Annotated in this window: 20 protein-coding genes; 8 read left to right on the forward strand and 12 right to left on the reverse strand. The window is 69.3% G+C overall.

Features of this window, described 5'->3' with window-relative positions:
- Window positions 1–55 precede the first annotated feature (55 nt).
- The 3 genes from ACFIF2_RS25675 to ACFIF2_RS25685 form a co-directional block, all read right to left on the reverse strand.
- Entirely contained in the window at window positions 56–1,924 is a 1,869-nt protein-coding gene (locus ACFIF2_RS25675) for a LamG-like jellyroll fold domain-containing protein (RefSeq protein ID WP_395575723.1), read from the reverse strand.
- 901 nt (window positions 1,925–2,825) lie between these two features.
- Window positions 2,826–3,662 carry a DUF4397 domain-containing protein gene (locus ACFIF2_RS25680; protein WP_395575597.1) on the reverse strand — a complete coding sequence of 279 codons (837 nt, stop codon included), beginning with the start codon at window positions 3,660–3,662 and terminating at the stop codon, window positions 2,826–2,828.
- Between the two features lie 106 nt (window positions 3,663–3,768).
- Complete coding sequence (locus tag ACFIF2_RS25685; protein WP_395575598.1) at window positions 3,769–4,377, reverse strand: sigma-70 family RNA polymerase sigma factor; 609 nt, start codon at window positions 4,375–4,377, stop codon at window positions 3,769–3,771.
- A 161-nt stretch (window positions 4,378–4,538) separates the two neighbouring features.
- Between ACFIF2_RS25685 and ACFIF2_RS25690 the strand changes: the two genes are divergently transcribed.
- Both ACFIF2_RS25690 and ACFIF2_RS25695 read left to right on the forward strand, forming a co-directional pair.
- The gene (locus ACFIF2_RS25690) at window positions 4,539–5,552 is read left to right on the forward strand and encodes a MerR family transcriptional regulator (protein WP_395575599.1); all 1,014 of its coding nucleotides are present in this window, start codon (window positions 4,539–4,541) and stop codon (window positions 5,550–5,552) included.
- A gap of 225 nt (window positions 5,553–5,777) precedes the next feature.
- Window positions 5,778–7,028, forward strand: a complete 1,251-nt coding sequence (locus ACFIF2_RS25695; RefSeq protein ID WP_395575600.1) for an NAD(P)/FAD-dependent oxidoreductase — start codon at window positions 5,778–5,780, stop codon at window positions 7,026–7,028.
- Between the two features lie 97 nt (window positions 7,029–7,125).
- Here ACFIF2_RS25695 and ACFIF2_RS25700 read toward each other — a convergent pair whose 3' ends face one another.
- A complete protein-coding gene (locus ACFIF2_RS25700) occupies window positions 7,126–8,334 on the reverse strand; it encodes a DUF4241 domain-containing protein (RefSeq protein WP_395575601.1) in 1,209 nt (402 codons plus the stop codon).
- A gap of 412 nt (window positions 8,335–8,746) precedes the next feature.
- Between ACFIF2_RS25700 and ACFIF2_RS25705 the strand changes: the two genes are divergently transcribed.
- Both ACFIF2_RS25705 and ACFIF2_RS25710 read left to right on the forward strand, forming a co-directional pair.
- Window positions 8,747–9,403: a hypothetical protein gene (locus ACFIF2_RS25705; RefSeq protein WP_395575602.1), complete on the forward strand. Its 657-nt coding sequence runs from the start codon at window positions 8,747–8,749 to the stop codon at window positions 9,401–9,403.
- A gap of 219 nt (window positions 9,404–9,622) precedes the next feature.
- Window positions 9,623–9,778: a hypothetical protein gene (locus tag ACFIF2_RS25710; RefSeq protein WP_358587022.1), complete on the forward strand. Its 156-nt coding sequence runs from the start codon at window positions 9,623–9,625 to the stop codon at window positions 9,776–9,778.
- Between the two features lie 175 nt (window positions 9,779–9,953).
- Here ACFIF2_RS25710 and ACFIF2_RS25715 read toward each other — a convergent pair whose 3' ends face one another.
- Entirely contained in the window at window positions 9,954–10,853 is a 900-nt protein-coding gene (locus ACFIF2_RS25715; protein ID WP_395575603.1) for an aminoglycoside phosphotransferase family protein, read from the reverse strand.
- A gap of 165 nt (window positions 10,854–11,018) precedes the next feature.
- Between ACFIF2_RS25715 and ACFIF2_RS25720 the strand changes: the two genes are divergently transcribed.
- On the forward strand, window positions 11,019–11,336 hold the full coding sequence (locus ACFIF2_RS25720; RefSeq protein WP_395575604.1) for a hypothetical protein: 318 nt from the start codon (window positions 11,019–11,021) through the stop codon (window positions 11,334–11,336).
- A gap of 62 nt (window positions 11,337–11,398) precedes the next feature.
- Here the strand turns inward: ACFIF2_RS25720 and ACFIF2_RS25725 are convergent, their stop codons facing one another.
- A complete protein-coding gene (locus ACFIF2_RS25725) occupies window positions 11,399–12,142 on the reverse strand; it encodes an AraC family transcriptional regulator (RefSeq protein WP_395575605.1) in 744 nt (247 codons plus the stop codon).
- A 54-nt stretch (window positions 12,143–12,196) separates the two neighbouring features.
- Between ACFIF2_RS25725 and ACFIF2_RS25730 the strand changes: the two genes are divergently transcribed.
- Window positions 12,197–13,405 carry an MFS transporter gene (locus ACFIF2_RS25730; protein ID WP_395575724.1) on the forward strand — a complete coding sequence of 403 codons (1,209 nt, stop codon included), beginning with the start codon at window positions 12,197–12,199 and terminating at the stop codon, window positions 13,403–13,405.
- Between the two features lie 103 nt (window positions 13,406–13,508).
- On the opposite strand, the gene ACFIF2_RS25735 is transcribed toward ACFIF2_RS25730, so the two are convergent.
- The 5 genes from ACFIF2_RS25735 to ACFIF2_RS25755 form a co-directional block, all read right to left on the reverse strand.
- Window positions 13,509–13,757 carry a hypothetical protein gene (locus tag ACFIF2_RS25735; protein ID WP_395575606.1) on the reverse strand — a complete coding sequence of 83 codons (249 nt, stop codon included), beginning with the start codon at window positions 13,755–13,757 and terminating at the stop codon, window positions 13,509–13,511.
- Between the two features lie 82 nt (window positions 13,758–13,839).
- Window positions 13,840–14,160, reverse strand: coding sequence for a hypothetical protein (locus ACFIF2_RS25740; protein WP_395575607.1), 321 nt, complete (start codon window positions 14,158–14,160; stop codon window positions 13,840–13,842).
- Window positions 14,161–14,167: 7 nt separating this feature from the next.
- On the reverse strand, window positions 14,168–15,022 hold the full coding sequence (locus ACFIF2_RS25745) for a hypothetical protein (RefSeq protein WP_395575608.1): 855 nt from the start codon (window positions 15,020–15,022) through the stop codon (window positions 14,168–14,170).
- The gene (locus ACFIF2_RS25750) at window positions 14,949–15,713 is read right to left on the reverse strand and encodes a hypothetical protein (protein WP_395575609.1); all 765 of its coding nucleotides are present in this window, start codon (window positions 15,711–15,713) and stop codon (window positions 14,949–14,951) included. The genes ACFIF2_RS25745 and ACFIF2_RS25750 overlap by 74 nt, the downstream gene beginning before the upstream one ends.
- A gap of 213 nt (window positions 15,714–15,926) precedes the next feature.
- On the reverse strand, window positions 15,927–17,360 hold the full coding sequence (locus ACFIF2_RS25755; protein WP_395575610.1) for an endo-1,4-beta-xylanase: 1,434 nt from the start codon (window positions 17,358–17,360) through the stop codon (window positions 15,927–15,929).
- A gap of 611 nt (window positions 17,361–17,971) precedes the next feature.
- Between ACFIF2_RS25755 and ACFIF2_RS25760 the strand changes: the two genes are divergently transcribed.
- On the forward strand, window positions 17,972–19,399 hold the full coding sequence (locus tag ACFIF2_RS25760; protein WP_395575611.1) for a non-reducing end alpha-L-arabinofuranosidase family hydrolase: 1,428 nt from the start codon (window positions 17,972–17,974) through the stop codon (window positions 19,397–19,399).
- A 397-nt stretch (window positions 19,400–19,796) separates the two neighbouring features.
- Here ACFIF2_RS25760 and ACFIF2_RS25765 read toward each other — a convergent pair whose 3' ends face one another.
- Window positions 19,797–20,270, reverse strand: coding sequence for a DIP1984 family protein (locus ACFIF2_RS25765; RefSeq protein ID WP_395575612.1), 474 nt, complete (start codon window positions 20,268–20,270; stop codon window positions 19,797–19,799).
- Between the two features lie 388 nt (window positions 20,271–20,658).
- Between ACFIF2_RS25765 and ACFIF2_RS25770 the strand changes: the two genes are divergently transcribed.
- On the forward strand, window positions 20,659–22,020 hold the full coding sequence (locus ACFIF2_RS25770) for an ABC transporter substrate-binding protein (RefSeq protein ID WP_395575613.1): 1,362 nt from the start codon (window positions 20,659–20,661) through the stop codon (window positions 22,018–22,020).
- The last annotated feature ends 3 nt before the right edge of the window (window positions 22,021–22,023 follow it).

Here is a 22,023-nt window from a genome sequence, read left to right on the forward strand (position 1 = left end):
GCAGCCGATGGCGTGATCACGGACCTCATCCCGTTTTGGCCGCGCGCCGTCGTCCTCAGGCGAACGGGTTGAGGAACTCGCTGACCCGCAAGGGCCGGCCGACGATCCGGGTGTCGCCGATCCAGCCGTAGAAACCCTGGCCGTAGCGCTCGTCGAACTGGGTGGCGCCGATGACGAAGGGCTTGCCGAGCGTGGCGATGCCGGTCGACGGCTGGGTGGGGTTCCGGGCGATCCTCGAGCCGTCCACGTACATGACGGTGTGGCGGCCGTCGTTGACGACGGCGATGTGCATCCAGCGGCCGGTCGGTACGGCGTGACTCCACGAAGTGGGGTCGGCGTCCTGACGCTCGGGGTAGACGACGAACTGGAGGAACCGCTCGGGGGAGAGGTTCAGGCTGCACGTGGGCTCCAGCGGGGACCAGCCGGTGGTCTTGCCCGCGTCGCCGTTGCGGCCCTCCCAACTGAGGAGGCCCATCCAGGCGTGATTTCCCTCGAAGGGGTCGGGGAGCCGGACGAAGGTCTCGATGGTGTAGCCCCGAGTGAACTTCTCGCTGTTCAAGGGCGCCTTCGGACCCGTGGTGAGGATCGCGCCGCGGTCCGGTCCGGTGCCGCCGTCGAAGCGGAGGCTGGCGTGTGCCGGCTGACCGGGATGATGGTCGGGCGACCAGGTGAGGGCATCGGTGCCGCCCGCGTTCACCCGGCGGACCGTCATGTCGTTGCCGCGTCCGGTGAGGTCCCGTACGACGGAGCCGTCCACGACCGGGGAGCCGGCGTTGGGCGTGGTCATGCCGGACGCGTCGAACCTCCAGTAGGCGAGTGTGCCGCGCGGCATGACGGCGGACGCGGGACGCGGCTTCGCCGGCGTGCCGGGCGCGAAGCCCCGGAAGCGGTCGTCGAAGTCGATGCTCAGGCTGAACCGGTCGACGGAATCGGTCAGTTCGACGTTCTCGGCCTCCAGCGGAGCGCGCCGCCCGGGGTCCCGGGCCAGGAACCACGGTGCGAACGTCTCCACGTCGATCACCCCGCGGGCCAGGTCGAAACCGTAGGTACGGATCATGCCGGCACCGCCGTAGTAGCGGTCCTGGTAGTTGACGACGTGGAGGTGGACGTCGTTGCCGGCATCGTTGGTCAGGACCGTGCGCCCCGGAGGCCAGTAGTGGCCGCCCAGGGCGAGGAAGATCTGGTCGTTGGCGCGGATGAGCCGGTCCCACAGCCGTCGTCCGTGGTCGGACAGCTGCGCCGCGCCCTGGTCGTCCGCGTGGACCAGGTCGTGCGTGGTGAGCACGGCGGGCAGCGTCGGATGCTTGTCGAGCACGCTCCGCGCCCAGGTGAGCCCCTTGTCCGAGATCCGCCAGTCGAGGGCGAGGACCAGCCACTGGCGGCCGGCGGCGCGCAGCACGTGGTAGCTGTTGTACCCGTCGGGTGAGGCACCGCCGAAGGTCGGCATCGAGGCGTAGCGCCGGGGGCCGAACGCGGCGAGGTACGGGGAGTCACCGCGCTGGTCGTCCGTGGACGAGGCGATGTCGTGGTTGCCCGCCAACACGCTGTACGGCACTTTGCCGTGCAGGTGGCGGAACGTGTCCGCGGCGCGCTCGATCTCGTCCTCGGTGCCGTGCTCGGTGACGTCGCCGAGGTGGGTCATGAAGGCGATGTTGCTCTCGGACCGCTCGGCGGCGAGGTAGCGGAACGTCTCTTCCAGCGGTGCCGGGTCGGCGCTGTCGGCGTCGAACAGGTACTGGGTGTCGGGAAGGACGGCCAGTGCGAACCGTGGGCTCCGGGCGTCGAAACGCGGGCCGCCGGCCGCCTGGACCGCCTGCGCGGTGCCACTTGGGACTGCTCCGGCCGCCGCGGTGGTGGCGCCGACGACCACCGCCGCTCTCAACAGCTCGCGTCTGCCCGGGATGTGCTTCCCTGCCGTGTCCATCATGTCTCCATCGATGTAGTGACCCGCCCGCAACGATGATCGGCAACCGTGTCCAGGCGTTGACGGCGAGCTGAACGACTCCGTGCCGTTGCGCCGCGTGATCGGTACGGGACGGTTCCTCACGGGGCACCGGCGGGGCGGGGCCGGGCGCCGGGCCGCCCGCACCCGGTCACAGGCGTTGAGCGTGGCCGGCGAGCGAGGGCGATCACGCGGAGTCCAACGGCGGTAGGGCTCAGCACGTACGGCGCCACCACGGCGATCCGTGCCGCCGGGCAAGCCGCCGACCACGTCCACGGCCGGCCTTGACCCGCAACCGGCGAACGAGTAAGACGCCGACTGCCAGAGCGAGCGCGAAGAAGCCCTCGCGCGCTCCGGCGCCGGCCGTCCGCACCCCGCGTACCTCGACGGGAGCCCTGGCGGGAGACCGGTGGGCCGGGTGCCTCACGGGGTGAGGGAGCCTGCCGGCCCCGTGCAGAGCCTCTTGCGCGATGCGCTGCCACACACGCTCGGGCGGCGCTGCCGGCAGGTCCGACGCCTGCGCACCGCGAGCGGCAGCCACCACACGGATCAACTGCGCCAGTTCATGGCGACAGCGGGGGCACGACGCGATGTGCCGCAGGGCGTCGGCGTCCTCGTCGCCACTCGCGTGACCGAGCGCCAGTTCCACCAGGTGAGACGGCTCCACGTGACTCACAGCGCTCTCCTGTGTCTCGGGCTTCTTCGTCTCTGTGCACACACGCCTGTCGTGCGCGAGGCGACGCTGTCATTCGGTCACCGGCTCCGCGGTGACGAGGAGGTCGGCGAGGTAGCCGGGGCGCGCTGCGACGGCACATTCGACACGACGATGGCGGCTGCCGGAGCGGCAGCCGCCATCGTCGGTCCGGTCAGCCGTCGCGCGGCGTCAGCCACGCCGGACGGCGACCTGGCGGGCCACCATGACGCCCGTCAGCGTGATCGCTCCGGTGGCCGCCGCCCAGGCAAGCCACTGGTCGGAGGAGTTCGGCGTGACGGCGGCACCGCTGGCGCCGGCGTGCACCGCCTTGGGCATCGTTTCCGTGCCGCTGAACGTCTGGGTGACAAGGGCCAGGTTCTCGTCCTCGGCGCTGCCCCAGGCGTAGACGACGTTGCTCGTACCCTCCTTGAGGTTCAGTTCGGCCGGCCCGATGGCCACGGTGTCCGTGCCGGCGAGGACGACGTCTGCGTTCACGGTGCCCGCGTCGACTGCCGCGGTGTCCTCGTCGGGGTTCGTCAGGCCGGTGAAGACGGGCTGCCCGCCGGCGCGTACGTCCACGGCCGGCGCCGCCGCGACATGACGGACGGTCAAACGGGCCTTGCCGGCGTCCACCTTCGAGACGTCGTCGGTGAACGCCGTCAGCTGGGGCTTGCCGTCGGCGGAGAGGTGGGCGGCGACCGTGGCGTTGCCGCCTTCGGGTACCTTCACCTGCTTCTGCAGGGCGGGTGTGCCGTCGGGGTCCTGGCCCGCTGCGAAGACCTGGATGTCGTAGGTCCCCGCGTCGAGGGACTGCGGGTCGGTCACCGTGCCCGGCTTGAAGTCACTGAGCAGCTCGTCGCCGTTGGCGTAGACGTCGACCGTCATTCCGGGGATGCCGTGGAAGACGGACACCATGGCTTTCTCCTGCGCCTGGGCGGGAGCCGCCATGGCGGGTGCGGTCATACCGAGGGCCAGGGCGCAGGCCCCGGCGGAGGCGGCGACGGCGATGGTGGTCCGGGAAGTCATGGGGATCATTCCTTCGTGGAGAGTCACCGCCCGCTGCGGCGTCTCTTCGGTGTTTCGCGGATGGGCGGCCACGTGGATGCGCCGAGCCATCACTTCTCCGACGCGGTCACATGCCGGTGCCGTGTGCGTCGCCCTGGCTGACGCACGTACGCAACCGATGCAGGCCGCGGCGGGTGTGGCTCTTGACCGTGCCCAGGGGGACTCCGGTGCGTTCCGAGATCTGCACCTGCGTCAGGTCCTCGTAGAAGGCCATGCACAGCACCTCGCGCTGAGCGTGCGGCAACCGGGACAGGGCCTCGACGAGCAGCACGCGGTCGAGTACCTCGTCCGGTGCCTGCTGGACGAGTCGGGCGGGCGTGGCGTGGCGAGCGGCTGATTCGAGCAGGGCCAGCCGCCGGCCTCTGGCCGCCAGCGCATCGACGATCTTGCGGCGCGTGATGCCGACCAGCCAGGCGCCGAGCGCGCCCCGCTCGGGCCGGAAGCCGTGCCGTCCGCGCCAGGCATCTGTGAACACCCTTTGGGTGACGTCCTCGGCCTCGTGCGTGTCGCCGAGGGAACGGGTGGCCATGGTGTGCACCAGTGAGCCCCAGCGCCGGTAGATGGCTGCGAACGCATCTTCGTCGGCCTCGACGAGGCCGCGGGCCAGTTCCTCCTCGTACCGCGTCTCCTCCACGGGCGGGACGAGCTTGGTGGTCGGTCGCGAGTGCGTGTTCATGGCCGTTCCTCCTGCCGTGCGTCGTACGGAGACGGAGACCGTCCGCCGAACGGCGGGTCCGTTCAGTCCGGCTTGCGTCGCCACCGTGCGCGTGCTTTCAGTGTTGGACGCACAAACGACGCAGGCAACATGCGTCGTTTTTGCGTCGTACATTGGGTGATATGAGCGCGCAGAGGGAGAACGGTGAGGACCGAGGCGGCGACGGCGGCCCGCAGGCCGGCGCGCTGACCACCGGCGAAGTGGCTCGGCGTCTGGGGGTGGCTCCCACCACGGTCCGCACGTGGGACCGCCGGTACGGGCTCGGGCCGGACACGCACACGGGTGGCCGGCATCGGCGCTGGACGGCGGCGGACGTGGCGAAGCTGGAGCGGATGTGCGCGTTGACGGCCACCGGCCTGCCGCCGGCCGAGGCGGCCCGGCTCGCGCGCAGCGAAGAGTCACCAGCGGCGGCGCGGTCTCGGCCGGCCGTCGGACCAGGACGGGCTCCGACCCGGCGCCGAAGCCGGGCGGGCAGCGGCATGCGGCTCGGTGACGTACGTCAGGAGTGCAGGGGAATCGCCCGTGCCGCCCTGCGTCTGGACGCCGCGGCCCTGGACGAGCTGCTGCTCGCCGCGATCACCGAACACGGACTCGTCGCCGCCTGGACCGAGGTGATCGTGCCGACGCTCCAGGCCGTGGGCCGCAAGTGGGAGACATCGGGGGAGAAGTACGTGGAGGTCGAGCACTTCCTGTCCTGGCACGTCTCCGGCGCGCTGCGGCGCGCCACGCCCCCCACGGTCGCGCACCGTCCCGGCGTCACCGTGGTGCTCGCCTGCGTACCGGGGGAGAACCACACGCTGTCGCTGGAGGTGCTGTCCGCGGCACTGACGGAGCGCGATGTCCCGGTGCGGATGTTCGGAGGTGCCCTGCCCGTCGAGTCGCTCGTCGCGGCGGTGCGCAGGACCGGGCCGGCCGCGGTGGGGCTGTGGGCGCAGTCCCGCACCACCGCCAGCCGGCCGCTGGCCCAGCATGTGGCCGCGATGGAGTGGGGGGTGCGCGGAGCCCGGCGCAGGCCGGTGGTCCTGACCCTGGGCCCCGGCTGGGCGGGGCAGGCGGTGGCCGGTCTCGCGCGTCCGTCGGGGCTTGCCGAGGCGGTTGCCGCTCTGGAGTCGTCGGTGTCGTCGGGGTCCTCGTGACGTGTTGTCGTCCGCCGGTACTTGGTCGTGGCGCCTGAGTTTCGGCCGGAGGACGTGGTCCGCTGGACCGGTGGCCACGGCCGCGTCGTTTGCCGGTGGGTGCTCTCGCGCCACGTTCCGCACATGTCCGTGCCGGCTGGTCGTCGGCACTGGACGGGACGGAGAGGCCGAGCGGACGGGCTCGGCTCTCGGGTGCCACGGGTACGCAGGCGATTGAGGAGACGTATGAGCGACGAACACCGCCGGGCACCGGACACGGTCGTCGTCGGCGCGGGTCTGGCCGGCCTGGCGTGCGCCTTGGACCTGTGCCGCGCCGGATGGCGGGTGGTCCTGTTGGAGGCGTCCGACGGCGTGGGCGGCCGGATGCGCACGGACCGGCGGGACGGATTTCTGCTGGACCGGGGCTTTCAGGTGTTCAACACCTCATATCCGCAGGGGAAGCGGCGTTTGGACCTGCGAAGTCTGCGACTGCGGCCGTTCACCGCGGGCTTCGTCGCCTACACGTCGCAGGGGCCCGTCCGTCTCGCCGATCCGACCAGGGACCCCAGCGCGGCAGGAACACTGCTGCCGGGGCGGGTCCTGTCGACCCGCGATCTCGCCGCGCTGGCGGCGCTCACCGCACGGGACGCCGTTCTGCCCGTGTCCGCCACCCGACGGCGCCGGGACCGCCCCACGTCGGAAGCCCTGTCCAGGGCGGGACTGTCGGACTTCCTGATCGCCGAGATCCTGCGGCCGTTCCTGGCGGGCGTGTTCCTGGAAGACCGGCTGGAGACCTCCGCTCGGTTCTTCCACCTGGTCTGGCGCAGCATGGTCCGCGGGACCCTGTGCCTGCCGGCGGAGGGCATCGGCGCCGTACCGGCCCAACTCGTCGACGGCCTGCCCGACGCCGTCCTGCGCCTCGGCACGCCCGTCGCCGAGGTCACCGACGCCGGGGTGCTGCTCGGGGACGGGAGCGAGGTGCCGGCCCGGGCCGTCGTGGTGGCGACGGACTCGGCGACCGCCGCCGGCCTGCTGCCGGACCTGACCGTGCCGGACACACGCACCGTCACCACCTACTACCACGCCACCGACAGGCCACCGATGGCCGAACCGACCCTGCTGGTGGACAGCACCGGCACCATCCTGAACACCTGCCCCCTCAGCAAGGTCGCTCTCACCTACGCGCCCCCCGGCACCGCGCTGATCTCCACCTCCGTACTGGGATCGGACCTGCCCGGCAGAGAGCAGGCGCTGCTCCGGCGTCTGTCCGAGCTGTACGACACCGACACGAGCGGCTGGCAACAGATCGCCGCCTGCACCGTCGAGGGTGCACTGCCCGCGATGCCGTCACCCTGGCCGCTGAGTCGCACCACCCGCCTCGGCCCCGGCAGGTACGTGTGCGGGGACCACCGTGCGACCGGCTCGGTGCAGGGCGCCCTGGCCTCGGGCACGCGCGCCGCACGAGAGGTGTCCGCCGACCTCGGTCAGAGGAGCTGACGCCGGGAGTGAGCGGTGAAGGGCCGGAGTGCTGGGTGGCGCCGTACCGCTGAGGTCACTCGGGCGGTGCGGCCGTGCGTCGCTGGTCGGCGGCTCCTCACTCTTCCGCGTCGGCGGGACAGAGCTGGAAGTCGACGACGACGCAACCGACCTGCCCGCCATCGGTGCGGCCGATCCAGACGGGGTAGGACCCGTCGCCCTGGCCGGCACGGAAGGCGATGAGGTTCGGCTCGGGCTCCGTGCCGGGAAGTTCGACGCTGAAATGGCTGTCGAGGGGTATGAACAGGCCCTCGTCCAGCTGCTCTTCGACCACCGTCCGGGTCGCATCCATGAAAGCCACCGTGCCGGTATCCACGCCAACCCCGTAGAACTGGCCCTCGCTGAGCAGCCCCAGGTCCTCGTCGGGCCGCAGGGCCATTTCCCATTCGCGGGGAGGGAGGTCCAGGAACGTCACCCTCGCCGCAGCGACATTGGCCCCGCGTGTCGTGCGCAACAGCGACAACGTGACCGGGTGTTCGCCCGTTGGCACAGCGACGGTTCGAGGGTCGTCTCCGACCCAGCCGGGGTCCGAGACCGTCAGCTGCCCCGAGGTGATCCGCAGCAGGCCGGCATCGACGGGCTCGACGGCGGCCGGCCCGTCCGGAGTGTCGTGCGTGCCCGTACTGAAGAGTTGCTCGATTCCGGTGGCGCGCAGCGGTCCCGCTCCTTCGCCCACCGACACGTCATTGAGGACCACGGTCGTGGCGGGCTCGTGGCCCTGCTGGGCGAGGAACGGAACGAACACCTGCCAGTCGCCGAATCCAGGCGCGGGGCGGAGGAAGTCCTCGACGGGCGTCGCGAACCGCCGTACGGGGTCGCTCGACGGGCCGGATGCCCGAGCGTGCGATGGCTCCGTTGAGGCTCCCCTCGGTCCGGCGGCGAACTCGGACTTCACCTCGACCTGCCCGTCGGCCGAAACGGTCGTGGTCTCCTGGACCTCCCATTTCCCGGACGCGTACTCCCGCTCGTCGGAGAACCGCCATCGCGTGTTCCAGCGAACCAGCAACATTCCCGTGTGGTGCGGCGTGAGGTCGATCATCTGCATGCGCCAGGACCTGTCGTCGAACAGATACACACGCCACTTCCCGCGCGGCCAGCGCTCGACCAGTGCCATCGGTCGCTCCCGCACGGACAGCAGAACCGAGTACTCCATCCCGGCAGCATGTCTGCGCTCCGCGACCGTGCGCGACAGCGGTTCCGGATGGGTCGTTCCTTGGTGGGAACCCCACATGTGGCCGTACGACACATCAAGACTGTCGAAGATCACAGCCGCGCCTCTCCTCTCCGTGGCACCGGCCACCCCGAGCAGCTGTGCTCACGGTTGACCCTGCCGGACCGCCCCGCCCTTGTCGCGCTTCGTCGTGACGCCAGTCTGCCACCGGGGTGTGACACGGAGATCGCGGGCGGCCGGCAACCTGGGAGCACTTCCACGATCCGGTGTGCTGGTGTGCTGATGAGCAAGCAGCTTGCCGAGGAGCGGGCCTCCGCCGGGCCGAACGTGGATTATTCTTCGGTCGGTCAGTGATCTTCCGGGGGGTGCCGTTGTGACCGGGCGGACGGGTTCTCAGCTGGGGAACAACAGAGGTTCGGACGGCTCGGCTTCGCCTGCGGGCGGGGTGCCGCCCATGCCGTCGCGTGCTCCTCGGCGGCCGTCGCACTTCCGTAACCCTGTGTACTGGGTGCCCGCGGTGCTCACCGTCGCGGCCGCGGTCACCACGGCCATGGTCATGGGCGGGTGGAGCCGACTGCAGGAACAGTGGTCGGATCCACCTGGACTGACCGTGCACACCGCTGTGGGGTCCTGCCCCATCTACACGGACCATTCGCTGGCTGAACTGCGCCAGGACCGCAGCGGCAGCGTGCTGCAACGGGGAGTCGCCGTGACTGCGCCCGAGGACGATCCGGCTGGTCTCGCCCTGACATTGCAGGCCAAGACCTCACAGGCGATCGTCGTCACCGGTGTGACGGTGCGCAGGCTCTCCGCGGCGCCCGTCCCGCGGACCGGTTCCATCGTCAGAATGGAATGCGGGGGCGGCATGTCGCCGCGTGTTTTCGACGTGGACCTCATGGCCCAGGAGATCAGCCTGCGACCGGTCAGCCGGGGCGGGGGCGAAGCCGTCGACTTCCCGTTCAAGGTTTCCGGCAGTGACCCGGAGCAGTTCATTCTGCAACTGCTGCCCGGCGACCACGACGTTCGCTTCACCGTCGAGGTCCACTGGATCTCCGAGGGAGAGGCCCGCAGCGAGACCGTCACCGACGGCGTGCACGGATTCAGAGTCACAGGCCCAGGGCGTCTGCCGGTCTACTCCTACGCCGACACCATCCCCAAGCAGTGACCGGCCCGCATCCTTTTCCGCCGGGCCCGGCTCGGTGCTGCTTCGTGAACGAAGTGTCGAGCGGGTGTGTGAACAGCGTGCCGCCGGGCACACGAGCTATCGCACCGAGGTCCTGGCGTTCGGAACTGGTCGGGACCTACCAGCTAAGGGACGAATTCGGGCCGATGTGAAGTTTGAACGCATGCGCGCCTGAATCGGAATTGACGATGGGGTTTTGCAATGATCATTCTTGGACTCATTCTGCTGATCATCGGCCTGCTTGTCGGCATGGGTCTGCTGACGACGATCGGTAGCATCCTCATTCTGGTGGGCGCCATCCTGTGGATCCTGGGTGCGACCGGTCGCGCGGTCGGTGGACGAAAGCACTTCTTCTAGAGCCAGAGCGTCCTGCCACCTCGACTTACGAGGCAGCCTGCCCCGCCGCAGCCACCACCCGGAGCTCCCCACGCCGCCTGGCGTGGGGAGCTCCGCCGCCTCATATCAGTGCAAGAACACCTGCCCCAGCGGCACGACCCACACCCACGCCAAGAGAAGATCCAGAAGCCCCGCTCTAGCCGATGAGGGCTTGGGTGACCTGCCGGGTCGTCTGCGCGGCGACCCGGGGGTTGACGGCGGCGTAGGAGGTGTAGGCGTTCAGGCCGGTGGCCAGGGCCCAGCCGCGGCCCCGCATCCAGGTGGCGTCGTCGACGCCGAGCGCACGGCGGAAGTCGGCTCGGCTGTCGGCCGTCATCAAGGTGAAGGCGATCATCAGATCGCAGGCCGGGTCGCCTGTGCCGAGCCCGCCGAAGTCGATGACGGCGCTGAGACGGCCGTCGGAGGTCAGCAGGTTGCCGGTATGGAAGTCGCCGTGAAACCACACCGGAGAGCGGTCCCATCCGGGCGCGCTCAGTGCCGCGTCCCACAGTTCCGTCATCGCTGTCGTGTCGAAGGCGCCGTCGACTTCGGCGATGGCGATCCGCGTCGCGTGGTCCCGGTCGGACAATGGGCGGCCGGTGAGGTCTTCCCGGGTGATTCCGGCGGCACTGTTCTCGGGCGCGAACCGCTGCAAGGCGGCCAGAAACTCAGCCAGTTGAACCGCGGCCGTGGAGGAATCGCCCAGTGCGTCGACGGTCGCCACCTCGCCGTCCAGCCAGCGGGACACCGCCCACGGCCACGGATAGCCGAAGTCGGGGTCGCCCACTGCCACGGGTACGGGGATGGCCAGGGGAAGGTGCGGGGCGAGTTGGGGCAGCCACTCGAGTTCCTTTCTGGCCTGCCCGATGGCCTCGGGATGGCGCGGCAGCCGGACGGACAGCTCCTCACCCAGCCGGTAGATCACGTGGTCGGAGCCGGCAGGGTCGAGTAGCTTCAGGGCCAGCCGTGCCCACTGCGGGAACTGAGTGTCGACCAGGCGTCTGACCAGTGCCTCATCGATCTGAGGCCATGTCTCTGTAGTTCTGGCAGCCACCAAGAGCAACTCCCGTTGCCGGCCCGATCCGTGTGACGGGCAGTCGCCGCCATTAGAGTCGTTCGGGGATGCGCCTGTCGACCGATTTCGCGGCGCACGGCAACCGCGTCGCGGCATGGCTCGCATGCAAGCATCACATGCGCCGACGACTTGCGTGATACTCCATGAGTGACTGCACCGATAGGCCCCGTGATCCTCTTCGACGACGACCACTACATGTACGTCCTTCAGGACCGAGCATTCGCCGAGTCATGGTGGGAGATGCCCGACGAGTACGCCTGTGGGTTCGATGCCCTTGCCAGACCGTTGCGCATGTCGGGGGAGCCGCATCAGGTCTCCCTTGAGCTCAGTGGCGATGAACCGGCCGAGGCAGACCTGCGTCGTCTCGTTGCCGATCACTACGAGCGGTTCCTGCGCGGGCAGGCGCCCCCAGAGGCATCCGCTCTCTCAGAGTTCGTTGCGGGACTGCCTGTCGAGGGCACGTGACGCGAAAGCGAGCCCTTTGCAACCTGAGTCGAGATGCCACGGCAGCTTGATCCCTGGAACGGTCACCCGGAGTGCTTGCCCGGGGTGTGACCGAACGTGCGGCGGAACACGTCGATGAAGGCGCTCGTGGACGACCATCCGCACTGGTTCGCGACTCTGGTCACCGGCACCTTCTCGGCCAGCAGGATCAGTGCGTGATGGAGTCGCAGTTGAGTGCGCCACTGAGGGAACGTCATGCCGAGGTCGGTGCTGAACAGGCGGGAGAGTGTGCGGTCGCTGGCCCCGACCTCTCGGCCGAGTTCGGTGAGCGTGCGGTTGTCCGAGGGGTCGGACCGCAGGAGGTCGCAGACAGTCCTGAGCAGGGGACTGCTCGGCGTGGGCAGGTGCAGGGGCTGCTGTACCGAGGTCTGTAGCTGGTCCAGGAGCACCGCGCGCAGCCGCGTTCTCTTCGGGCCGTCGTCGTCCTCCTCGGTGCGGGTGAAGGCAATGATGAGCTCACGCAGCAGCGGACTCACGGCGAGCACGGTGGGGGTGCCCAGGTTCAGAGGGTTCTCCCACGCGGGGAGGCCTACCAGGTGCAGTTCCAGGTCGCCGTGTGCCTGGTGGGCGTGGACGGTGCCGGCCGGGACCCAGATGGCGCGGGTCGCCGGGGCTACCCAGGAGCCGACGCTCGTGGTGACGGCCAGTACGCCCCGGCCCGCGTAGACGATCTGGTGGTCGTCGTGCCGGTGCGCGTCTATCTCCGCGCCGGACGCCAGTCGCTGGGTGCGGGTGGGGGCCACGGGCGTGTGGCGGACTTTCGTCATTGTCTGGCAGTTTATCGGAAGCGCGACACGGCGGGCGCCGTCCACGATGACGGGGTGCGAAGAAATCTCTCCATCACTCTCTTATCTGTCGGGCACGGCTGCGTCGACGTCTATCAAGGCGCCGTCGCCTCCCTCGTGCCCTTCTTCGTCGTCGAGCGCGCGTACAGCTACGCCGCCGTCTCGGGCATCGTGCTCGCCGCCTCTGTGCTGTCGTCGGTTGCCCAGCCGTTATTCGGCATGCTCACCGACCGCCGGGCGATGCCTTGGCTGCTGCCGGTCAGCACGCTGGTCGGAGGGGCGGGCATCGCACTCAGCGGAGTAAGTGACTCCTACACGGTGACGCTCGTGGTCGTCGCGGTGTCCGGGGTCGGCGTGGCGGCATACCATCCGGAATCCGCGCGGGTGGCCAGGGTCGCCAGCGGCGGCAGCCACAGTGGGATGGCATGGTTCTCGCTGGGCGGCAACCTCGGCTTCGCGCTGGCCCCCGTCACGGTCGCTGCCGTGGTCGGGATCGGAGGACTGAGCCTGACACCACTTCTCGTGCTGCCGGCCGTGGCCGGCGCTGCACTGTGCCTGCCAGTGCTGCGCGTGCTGGGGACCCGGCTGTCCGACGCGGCCGAGGCGCCCGTGACGGGCAAGGACGACAGGGTGTCGTTCGTGCGCCTGTCGTTGGCCGTGGTGTGCCGTTCCATCGCCTTCATCGGCCTGAGCACGTTCATCTCCCTGTTCGCCACCGAGCGCATGGACGGCAGCAAGACCGCGGGCACGGCGGCTCTGTTCCTGTTGTACCTGGGAGGAGCGGTGGGCAGTGTGCTGGGTGGTGCGCTGGCGGACCGCTGGGACCGGGTGCGGGTCTCGCGCTGGTCGTACCTGGTCACGGCCTGCTCGATCGCCGGCCTGGTCTTCGTCCCCGGTCCGGTCCTCTACTTGTTCGTCATCCTCACCTCGGCCGGGCTGTACGTCCCGTTCTCGCTCCAGGTCACGCTGGGCCAGGACTACCTGCCCTCGCGGATCGGAACCGCCAGCGGAATCACGCTCGGCCTGACCGTGAGCATCGGGGGCCTGATCAGCCCGGTCATCGGCACTGTCGCCGACAGGACTTCGCTGCAGACCGCCCTGGCCCCGCTGATCCTGATGCCCGTCCTGGCCTGGCTGCTGTTCAAGACCCTGCCCGAACCCGCCGTGCCGGTGTCCGAGAACACGGCACCGAAGGGAGAGGACACACATGTCGAGCCCTCTCCCGCCCAGCCTGACCTCCGCTGAGGATCTGGTGCATCCGATACCGCCGACTACGGAGACAGATGATGCGCCGGCCGTCGCGGAGATGCGACCGAGGGTGACTCGGTACGCGGCCGGGGGAGGGGGCTCACGCCTCGCGCTCCTCCGGGAACTCGTCAGCACGCAGCCTGGCCCGTGCCGTGATCGCAACGCTGACCATGACGAAGGCCATGGCGAACTGGAAGACGACGCGACCCGGAGCGGCCCCCGTCGTCATGCCGGCGACCGCCAGCACGAGCATCACGATCGTCAGCACGGGAGCCAGCCACAGCAGCACCCGGTCCACCGACCGCATGAACCCTCTGGTCGCGGCATCCGTCGGTCTCTTCTCCGGCATGAGCGACAACTACCCCGGCACATCGCTCTGATGACACACCGGGCCGGATTCGGCGGAGCCGATGGCAGCGAGTCAACCCCCGTTACGGCGCGGCCGGGTCGGCGGTGTCCACAGGGAGGGCCGGCAGATCGTCCCCGGTCTCCAGCCGGCCGGACACCTCGGTCTCCGCGTCCCGTGGGGCTCGCACCGCCAGGGTCCGTCCGTCGGCCTTGGCGACGACATCGCCCGTGACGCGCAGACCCGTCACGGCGCGGCTCCCCGCCGCGAGGACGTACCAGTCCCCTTGCGGTGACCGCCAGTGGGTCTGCGCGACGACGTGCTGCCCGAACCTGCTGCACGCTGCGGTGTCGGCCTCCCGCGCCACGGCCCGGACGGCGTCGTCGGCCCCGGTACGCAGGACCACGGACACGTCACCGCCGCCGTGCCAGGTGACGGAACGGGAGCACGACCAGACGGCCGGCCCGGCGCTCTGGGGGGAGGCGCTGTTCGGCGAAGTCCCAGAGGTTCACGTCGCGGACCGCGCCGTCGCTGCGGTCACCGAGGCGACAGGCCAGCCGGGACCAGGCCGTCAGGGCCGCACCGCCGGTCGCCTCCCTAGGCTGACGTGCCGGGGGAGCGCCGGCCTTCGGCAGCGGGGTGTAGGTGAGGTGCACGGGGGACAGGCCACCGAGGTCGGCCAGGAGGAAGGAGTGGTCCTCCACGATGCGGGGCGAGGACCGCAGTTGCAGGACCGGCCACTGCTGACAGGAGGAGCCTGCTCGGGGCGTCGGCACGGGTACGGTCACGCCGTGGGCGGAGACCTCGAGACGGTGCGCGGCGTCGTCGGGGCGCAGCAGGTCCCGGCTCCCCGCTTCCGCGATCCACGGCGCGAGCAGGTACCGTGCGGATCCGCCGCCCGCCGAGATGGTGATCGCGGCCGAGGTGGTGACGTCCGCGTCGTCGGCCCGGGCCACCGACAGCGTCGGGGTCCCGCTCTTCGTGCCGTCCGGCTCCGCGTACCTGGCCAGGCGGCGGCCGTCGTACAGCATGACGACGGCCCGCCCCTCGACCTCGCCCGCGTACAGCAGTTGAGGGGAGGCGGCCAACGGTTCTCCGGGCGTCCCGGTGGCGACGGAGACCTTGGGCGAGCTGCGCGCCGGACGTGCCCAGGCCCCCACCGCGCGGGCCACCAGTTCGTCGTCGTCCGTCCGCTCACCGCGGGCCGGCCAAGCGGTGAAGTCGACGCGTGACGTGTCGGCCCACAAGTCGGGTGCCGTTCGGTGCACGCCCCGTCCTGCGGCGCAGCAGATCCGTCGGCTGGGCCCACACCGTGCAGGCGTCCCATTCGCTGTGGCCGGGCGGAACGGTGTCGCGCAGCGCCGGCGCGCCCACGCCGTCCCGGAGCCGCTCCGCCTGGCGCAGCGCGTCGGCCGGATGCTCTGCCCCGGCGGCCTCCAGGATCTCCTGTACGCGCTCCTGCGGCAGTCGGTCCAGGCAGTGCAGGACGAACGCGGCCCGGACGGACGGCGCCTGCTGGGCCAGCAGCCGAGCCGTCGCCAGATCCTCGGCGCTGCCCGAGCGGGGAAAGAGGCGCAGCCCGATCACGATCGGCAGCCGGAGCGGCCCCAGCGGTGCCGTACGCCGGCGCGGCCACCGTTTCCGGCCTCCTCCGACGCCGAGCGCGGCGCGCAGTACCACGACGCGCAGTTCGTCGCGGAGACCGTCGGTGTCCGCGTCGGGCACCCCGCGCGGTGCGGGCACCCGGGGGCGTCGCCCCGCCGCCTTCGGCACCTTCGGCAGCGCCCGCTGCACCAGCGAGTGAGCCAGCAGGACGCGGCGATGCCTGCCGGCGGAGGCCGGCAGCACCAGGTAGGCGAGGCGCACGAGGGAGCCGTACTGCTCCACCAACACGGCTTCCGTCCGCTGGACCCGAGTACCGGACGCGCCGACCGTGCTGCGGTACCGACTGAGTGACATGAGGCGATGCCCTTCACGGACGCGGAAGCTGCTCCTGCTGACGACTCAAACGAGTGAATCGCCGGATGGTCACACAGCAGCGGGCCGGCGTCCCGGCATGCCCGCAGCCTCCCCGCAGGGGTGAGTACCGCGGCGAGCATGCCGACCGCGAGGGCCGCCGCCGTACGGCGGCGACCCTCGCGGGCATCGGCGATCTTGGCGTGGCAGGTCGTGTCAGGCGCGGGTCCAGCGCTGGTTGCTGCCGTTCGAGCAGGAGTAGAGCTGGATCAGGGTGCCGTTGGCGGTGCCGGCTCCGACGGCGTCGAGGCAGAGGCCTGACTGGACGCCGACGACGGTTCCGTCGGAGTTGAGGCGCCACTTCTGGTTGTCGCCGCCCCAGCAGCTGTAGATCTGGACCTTGGCGCCGTTGCCGGTGCCGGCGGCGTCCAGACACTTGTCGCCGTAGACCCGGAGTTCACCCGCGTCGGTGTACGTCCACTGCTGGTTGCTGTTGCTGTGGCAGTCCCACAGCTGGATCTGGGTGCCGTCGGTGGTGCTGGCGTTGGGCACGTCCAGGCACCGGCCCGAGCCGACGCCCTTGATCTGCCCGCCGTCCGCGGGAGGCTCTGTGGAGCCGCCGCCGTTGAGCGCGTTGAGGACGGAGGTGTAGGCGGACTTCTTGCTGCCGTCGTTGTTGAACAGCAGCGGCGTGTGCTCGGCTCGCCAGGAGTCGCTGTCGCGCACACCCCAGACGGTGATGCCGAGGCAGCGCGAGACGGCCAGGCAGTCGTTGACCACGCTGGCGTAGGTCGTGGGCGAGGCGCCCTGGATGTCGAGTTCCGTGATGGCCACGTCGACGCCGAGGGCGGCGAAGTTCTGCAGGGTGGTGCGGAAGTTGCTGTTGTAGGGGCTGCCGCTGTTGAAGTGCGACTGGAAGCCGACACAGTCGATCGGCACGCCGCGCTGCTTGAAGTCCCGCACCATGTTGTACATGGCCTGGGTCTTGGCCCAAGTCCAGTTCTCGACGTTGTAGTCGTTGTAGCAGAGCTTGGCGGAAGGGTCGGCGGCGCGTGCGGTGCGGAAGGCGACCTCGATCCAGTCGTTGCCGGTGCGCTGCAGGTTGGAGTCTCGCCGGGCTCCCGAACTACCGTCGGCGAAGGCCTCGTTCACGACGTCCCACTGCGCGATCTTGCCCTTGTAGTGGGCCATCACACCGTTGATGTGGTCGATCATCGCCTGGCGCAGTGCGCTTCCGCTGAGGCTCTGCATCCAGCCGGGCTGCTGGGAGTGCCAGGCCAGGGTGTGACCGCGCACCTCCTTGCCGTTCTGCACCGCCCAGTTGTAGACGCGGTCGGCGGCGCTGAAGTTGAACTGACCCCGCTGCGGTTCGGTGGCGTCGATCTTCATCTCGTTCTCGGCCGTCACCGAGTTGAACTCACGGTTGGCGATCGACGTGTAGGTCGAGTCGCCCAGCCTGCCCGAGGCGATGGCGACGCCGAAGTAGCGGCCGCTCTGCGCCGCCGCCGCCCCGAGCGTGCTCTCGGCGGCGTGTGCGGTCGGCGGCGTGACGAGTGCGGTGGCCGTACCGGTGACGCCGACGACCAGCGCGAACAGTAAGCCGCGGATCTTCCGGCGGACAACGGATCTGGGAAGGGCGTACGAGCCCATTGCTGTGCCTCCAAAGTGGACATCACGGTAGGACTGGAGCGAGGGGATCGCGTCGCCGACGGGGGCGCGGAGCCGCCGTGCGGCGCGGATTGCCCAAGGATGGTGTGGTTCGGGGGTCGAGCTGTGGGCGGCTTTCCAGACAGGAATGATCGAGGCGTTGACGATGCATCGTCAATCCTCTGTGCAAAGAAAGTTTCAGATCTATATTCGAAACTTTCGATTTCTTCGCGAGGGGAGCACTGGCCCCTCGGTGCCGCCCTCCGGGGCGGCTCAAAGGTGGGGTAGACGCGTCACGTATCGGACCCCGGTGATGCGACCTGCGATGTTTCGCGCATGGGGAATGGCGAATCTTTCGATATCGACGGCGACGTGTGCGAGGGGTATTGACGCCGTTCGTCGGCTCCCTATCATTCAGGTGCTCGATACCTCGTCTTCTGTTCGGTATATCGAATAAGTCGACTCGCTTCATCGCGCAGCAGGGCGACTCCGGGGCGCGCCGCCCGAACGTGGAGCAGTAAGGAGCCGTGCCGCGTACGCGTCCTGCCTGTTGTGTCATGTCCCTGCCAATTCCTTGTCGGTGCTCCCTTCGTCTCGAGGTTGAGGACGTTTCCATGCTCAGAGGAAGTTCGAGCCGCAGGCATCCGTCTGCGGTGCTCGCCGCCGTGGTTGCGGCCCTGGCCGCCCTGGCGGCACTGCTCGTCGCCACCACCGCCGCCCAGGCGGCCACCAGTGGATCCTTGCGCGGTATTGGTTCGAACCGGTGTCTCGACGTGCTGGGCGCCGACCAGACCAACGGCACGTACCTGCAGATCTACGACTGCTGGGGCGGGGCCAACCAACAGTGGACGCTGACGGACGCCGGTCAGCTGACCGTGTACGGCGACAAGTGCCTGGACGTTCCGGGCCACGCCACCACGGCCGGTACCCGGGTGCAGATCTGGAGCTGCAGCGGTGCCGCGAACCAGCAGTGGCGGGTGAACTCCGACGGCACGGTCGTCGGCGTGGAGTCCGGGCTGTGCCTGGACGTGAAGGACAACGGTACGGCCAACGGCGCGGCGGTGCAGCTGTGGACGTGCACCGGCGGCAGCAACCAGAAGTGGACCGGCCTGTCCGGGACGCCGCCGACGGACGGCCCGTGTTCCCTTCCGTCGACGTACCTGTGGAGTTCGACGGGCGTACTGGCCCAGCCGGCGAACGGATGGGCCGCGGTGAAGGACTTCACCACCGTGACGCACAACGGCAAGCACCTGGTCTACGCGTCCAACTTCTCGGGATCGTCGTACGGCTCGATGATGTTCAGCCCCTTCACCAACTGGTCGGACATGGCGTCGGCCGGCCAGAGCGCGATGAACCAGGCCGCGGTGGCGCCCACGCTGTTCTACTTCGCGCCCAAGAACATCTGGGTGCTGGCGTACCAGTGGGGTTCGTGGCCCTTCATCTACCGCACGTCGAGTGACCCCACCAACCCCAACGGCTGGTCCTCCCCGCAGCCGCTGTTCACCGGGAGCATCTCCGGCTCCGACACCGGCCCGATCGACCAGACGCTGATCGCCGACGGCCAGAACATGTACCTGTTCTTCGCCGGCGACAACGGCAAGATCTATCGGGCGAGCATGCCGATCGGGAACTTCCCGGGCAACTTCGGATCGTCCTACACGACGATCATGAGCGACACGAAGGCCAACCTGTTCGAGGGCGTGCAGGTCTACAAGGTCCAGGGCCAGAACCAGTACCTCATGATCGTTGAGGCGATGGGCGCGAACGGGCGCTACTTCCGCTCCTTCACGGCCTCCAGTCTGAACGGGGCGTGGACCCCGCAGGCCGCCACTGAGAGCAACCCCTTCGCGGGCAAGGCCAACAGCGGCGCCACCTGGACCAACGACATCAGCCACGGTGACCTGGTCCGCAACAACCCCGACCAGACCATGACCATCGACCCCTGCAATCTGCAGTTCCTCTACCAGGGCAAGGACCCCGCCGCGGGCGGCGAGTACAACCGGCTGCCGTGGCGGCCGGGCGTCCTCACCCTGCAACGCTGACCCTCCCGATTCACGGTGACCCTTCTGTGGCTCGGTCCGCAGAGGTGTGGGCGAGCGGTTCGCGGCGGGACCGGTTCCGTCTCCTGACCGACACCACCGCATCGAGGAACCCCGGCCGTGCGACGGCCGGGGTTCCTCTTGCCACAGGTCACCGTGCTCCATGGATGTGCGATGTGGAAAGCCCCGAACCCGCCCTCGCCGCCTCGGATCTGCACGTGGTGATGTGCTGTGCGGTGTGCACCATTACCTGTACGCGGTGCTGAGCTGCGCTGTCAAAGGGGAGTCGAACCCCCGCGTTGCTCCTCACGCGCCAGGAGTGGGCCGGAAAACCGCCGGCCCTCGGTGTGTGCACGCCTCCGAAGCTGCTACCTGCTCCACATCGTTCCAGCTTGCTGCACTACTCAGTCAGCAGATCGACTTCCCAGTTCGTACGCTGGATCCGCACATCGATCTCCCTGATCTCCCGGGCGAGTACATCCGCCTGACCGCGCAGTTCCGCGACTGGAAGCGCGGAGAGCATCAGCAGCTCGGACCGCAGTTGCCGGCCGTATCCGCGCTCGCCCTTGCCCGCCGCCGCGTCCGCCGCCGCGGTGACCACAGAGTGACGCAGCCGCAGGACGTCCCGGCGTGCAAGGGCATCGGTGAGCGTGCCGTCCGGACCCATCTCCACGGTGGCGTTGGTGCGGTTGATCCGCCTGATCAACGTTTCCAGGGCGTCCAGCACCTCACCGGCCTCAGCCAACAGCTGAGCCGCATCCTCGGCGGGTGTCTCCCCTTCCTGATACCGCGCACTGTCGACGACGCGTGCTCGGAGCTGTTCCACCCGGCGCGTCGCCTCCGCACGTTCCGCCAGTGCCTCAGCAAGCTTCACTGTCTCCGCCTCCCCCTCCATGAGCCCGCACAAGTATATGAGTGCGAACCGGCTCATTCGCACCCGCATTTCGCTCCGCCGGAGCCCTGACCAGCCACTGGAGTGAGGGCGGACAGCCGATCAGGGCGCCACGAGAGAGGATCATGCGTGCTCCACGAGCACCGTAGCGTAATCGATTCCGCAAGGCGATATGGATGCGTGCATTTCACGGTCAGATCGAGAAACCGCAGGTCAACGCCTAACCAGTTGCGCGGATCAACGCTTCCGACGGGTAACAAAGAGGCTTCGTGGCCCATGAGTTGATCCCGAGGTATTGACTCTGGTCGATTCTTGAGATCTCGTTTGCCCACTGCCGCGACGGAGCGGACCCCGGTGCAAGGAGCAACCCATGACCAAGCGTGATCGCACATCCCTGGCCAGACGCTGCGTGATCGGTGGAACGGTACTGGCCCTGACCGCGCTCACCGCCTGCGGCGGAGGCGACGGTGGCGACAAGGCCGACGGCGGGGGCGAGACCTCCTGCACGCCGGCCTCGGGCCAAGTCACGCTCGACTACTGGTCCTGGGTCCCGGGCATGCAGAAGGCCGTCGACGTCTGGAACGAGGAGAACCCCGACATCCAGGTCAAGCTGAAAACGACCCCCTCGGGCAACGTCGGCACCTACCAGAACATGTCCAACGCCCTGAAGGCCGGCAAAGCCCCGGACCTCGGCCAGGTCGAGTACGACTCCCTGGCGAGCTTCCGGCTCAAGGAGGGCCTGACGGACATCTCCTCCTGCGCCGGCGTCAAGGAGGCGGAGAGCCAGTTCGTCGACTGGACCTGGTCGCAGGTGGAGTTCGGCGCCGACGGCAAGGACGGCGTCTGGGCCGTTCCCCAGGACACCGGCCCCATGGCCTTGTTCTACCGCAAGGACGTCTACGACAAGCTCGGCCTCAAGCCCCCCACCACCTGGGAGGAGTACGCGGAGCAGGCCCGCACGATCAAGGAGGAGGGAAAGTACATCACCCACTTCTCCCAGACGGACCCCAACTGGTTCACCGGCCTGCTGTGGCAGAACAAGGCCACCATGTTCGAGCGTGACGGCGACACCTGGAAGGTCACCGTCGACCGGCCCGAGAGCCGGCAGGTCGCCGACTACTGGCAGAAGCTGATCGACGCCAAGCTCGTCGCCACCGACCTGCAGGGCTTCTCCCCGGCGCTGTACAAGGCGTGGAACTCCGGCGAGGTGGTCACCTGGATCAGCGCCGCCTGGGGGTACAGCACCATCCGCGACAACGCCAAGTCGACGAACGGCAAGTGGGCGGTCGCGCCGATGCCGCAGTGGGAGGAGGGGCAGGAACAGGCGGGCAACTGGGGCGGCTCCACCACCACGGTGATGGCCGGTACCAAGCACCCCGCCGAGGCCGCCGAGTTCGCCCTGTGGCTGAACACCGACCCCGAGGCGCTGGAGATCCTCAACCGCGAGGGCGGCCTCTACCCGGCCGCCAAGGACGGGCTGGAGCTGCCCGCACTCCAGCAGCCGGTCGACTTCTACGGCAAGCAGAAGATCTTCGACATATTCGCCCAGGCCTCCGCCAAGGTGGACACCGACTTCACCTGGGGCCCGACCATGACGGACACCTACCGCTTCCTCAGCGATGGCACGGCGAACGCCATCGCCGGCGAGAACACCCTCGGCGACGTGCTGAAGAACACCGGCGAACAGAGCGCCGAGTCCCTGCGCAAGCAGTCGCTCGACGTGGCCGAGTGACCC

The organism is Streptomyces sp. BK79 (genome assembly GCF_044142145.1).
Lineage (GTDB): Bacteria > Actinomycetota > Actinomycetes > Streptomycetales > Streptomycetaceae > Streptomyces.

Excerpts from the sequence above, each read along its gene's own strand:
- ACFIF2_RS25675 (WP_395575723.1), bottom strand. The coding sequence starts at position 1,924 with ATGGACACGGCAGGGAAGCACATCCCGGGCAGACGCGAGCTGTTGAGA.
- ACFIF2_RS25680 (WP_395575597.1), bottom strand. The coding sequence starts at position 3,662 with ATGACTTCCCGGACCACCATCGCCGTCGCCGCCTCCGCCGGGGCCTGC.
- ACFIF2_RS25685 (WP_395575598.1), bottom strand. The coding sequence starts at position 4,377 with ATGAACACGCACTCGCGACCGACCACCAAGCTCGTCCCGCCCGTGGAG.
- ACFIF2_RS25690 (WP_395575599.1), top strand. The coding sequence starts at position 4,539 with ATGAGCGCGCAGAGGGAGAACGGTGAGGACCGAGGCGGCGACGGCGGC.
- ACFIF2_RS25695 (WP_395575600.1), top strand. The coding sequence starts at position 5,778 with ATGAGCGACGAACACCGCCGGGCACCGGACACGGTCGTCGTCGGCGCG.
- ACFIF2_RS25710 (WP_358587022.1), top strand. The coding sequence starts at position 9,623 with ATGATCATTCTTGGACTCATTCTGCTGATCATCGGCCTGCTTGTCGGC.
- ACFIF2_RS25725 (WP_395575605.1), bottom strand. The coding sequence starts at position 12,142 with ATGACGAAAGTCCGCCACACGCCCGTGGCCCCCACCCGCACCCAGCGA.
- ACFIF2_RS25735 (WP_395575606.1), bottom strand. The coding sequence starts at position 13,757 with ATGCCGGAGAAGAGACCGACGGATGCCGCGACCAGAGGGTTCATGCGG.
- ACFIF2_RS25750 (WP_395575609.1), bottom strand. The coding sequence starts at position 15,713 with ATGTCACTCAGTCGGTACCGCAGCACGGTCGGCGCGTCCGGTACTCGG.
- ACFIF2_RS25755 (WP_395575610.1), bottom strand. The coding sequence starts at position 17,360 with ATGGGCTCGTACGCCCTTCCCAGATCCGTTGTCCGCCGGAAGATCCGC.
- ACFIF2_RS25760 (WP_395575611.1), top strand. The coding sequence starts at position 17,972 with ATGCTCAGAGGAAGTTCGAGCCGCAGGCATCCGTCTGCGGTGCTCGCC.
- ACFIF2_RS25770 (WP_395575613.1), top strand. The coding sequence starts at position 20,659 with ATGACCAAGCGTGATCGCACATCCCTGGCCAGACGCTGCGTGATCGGT.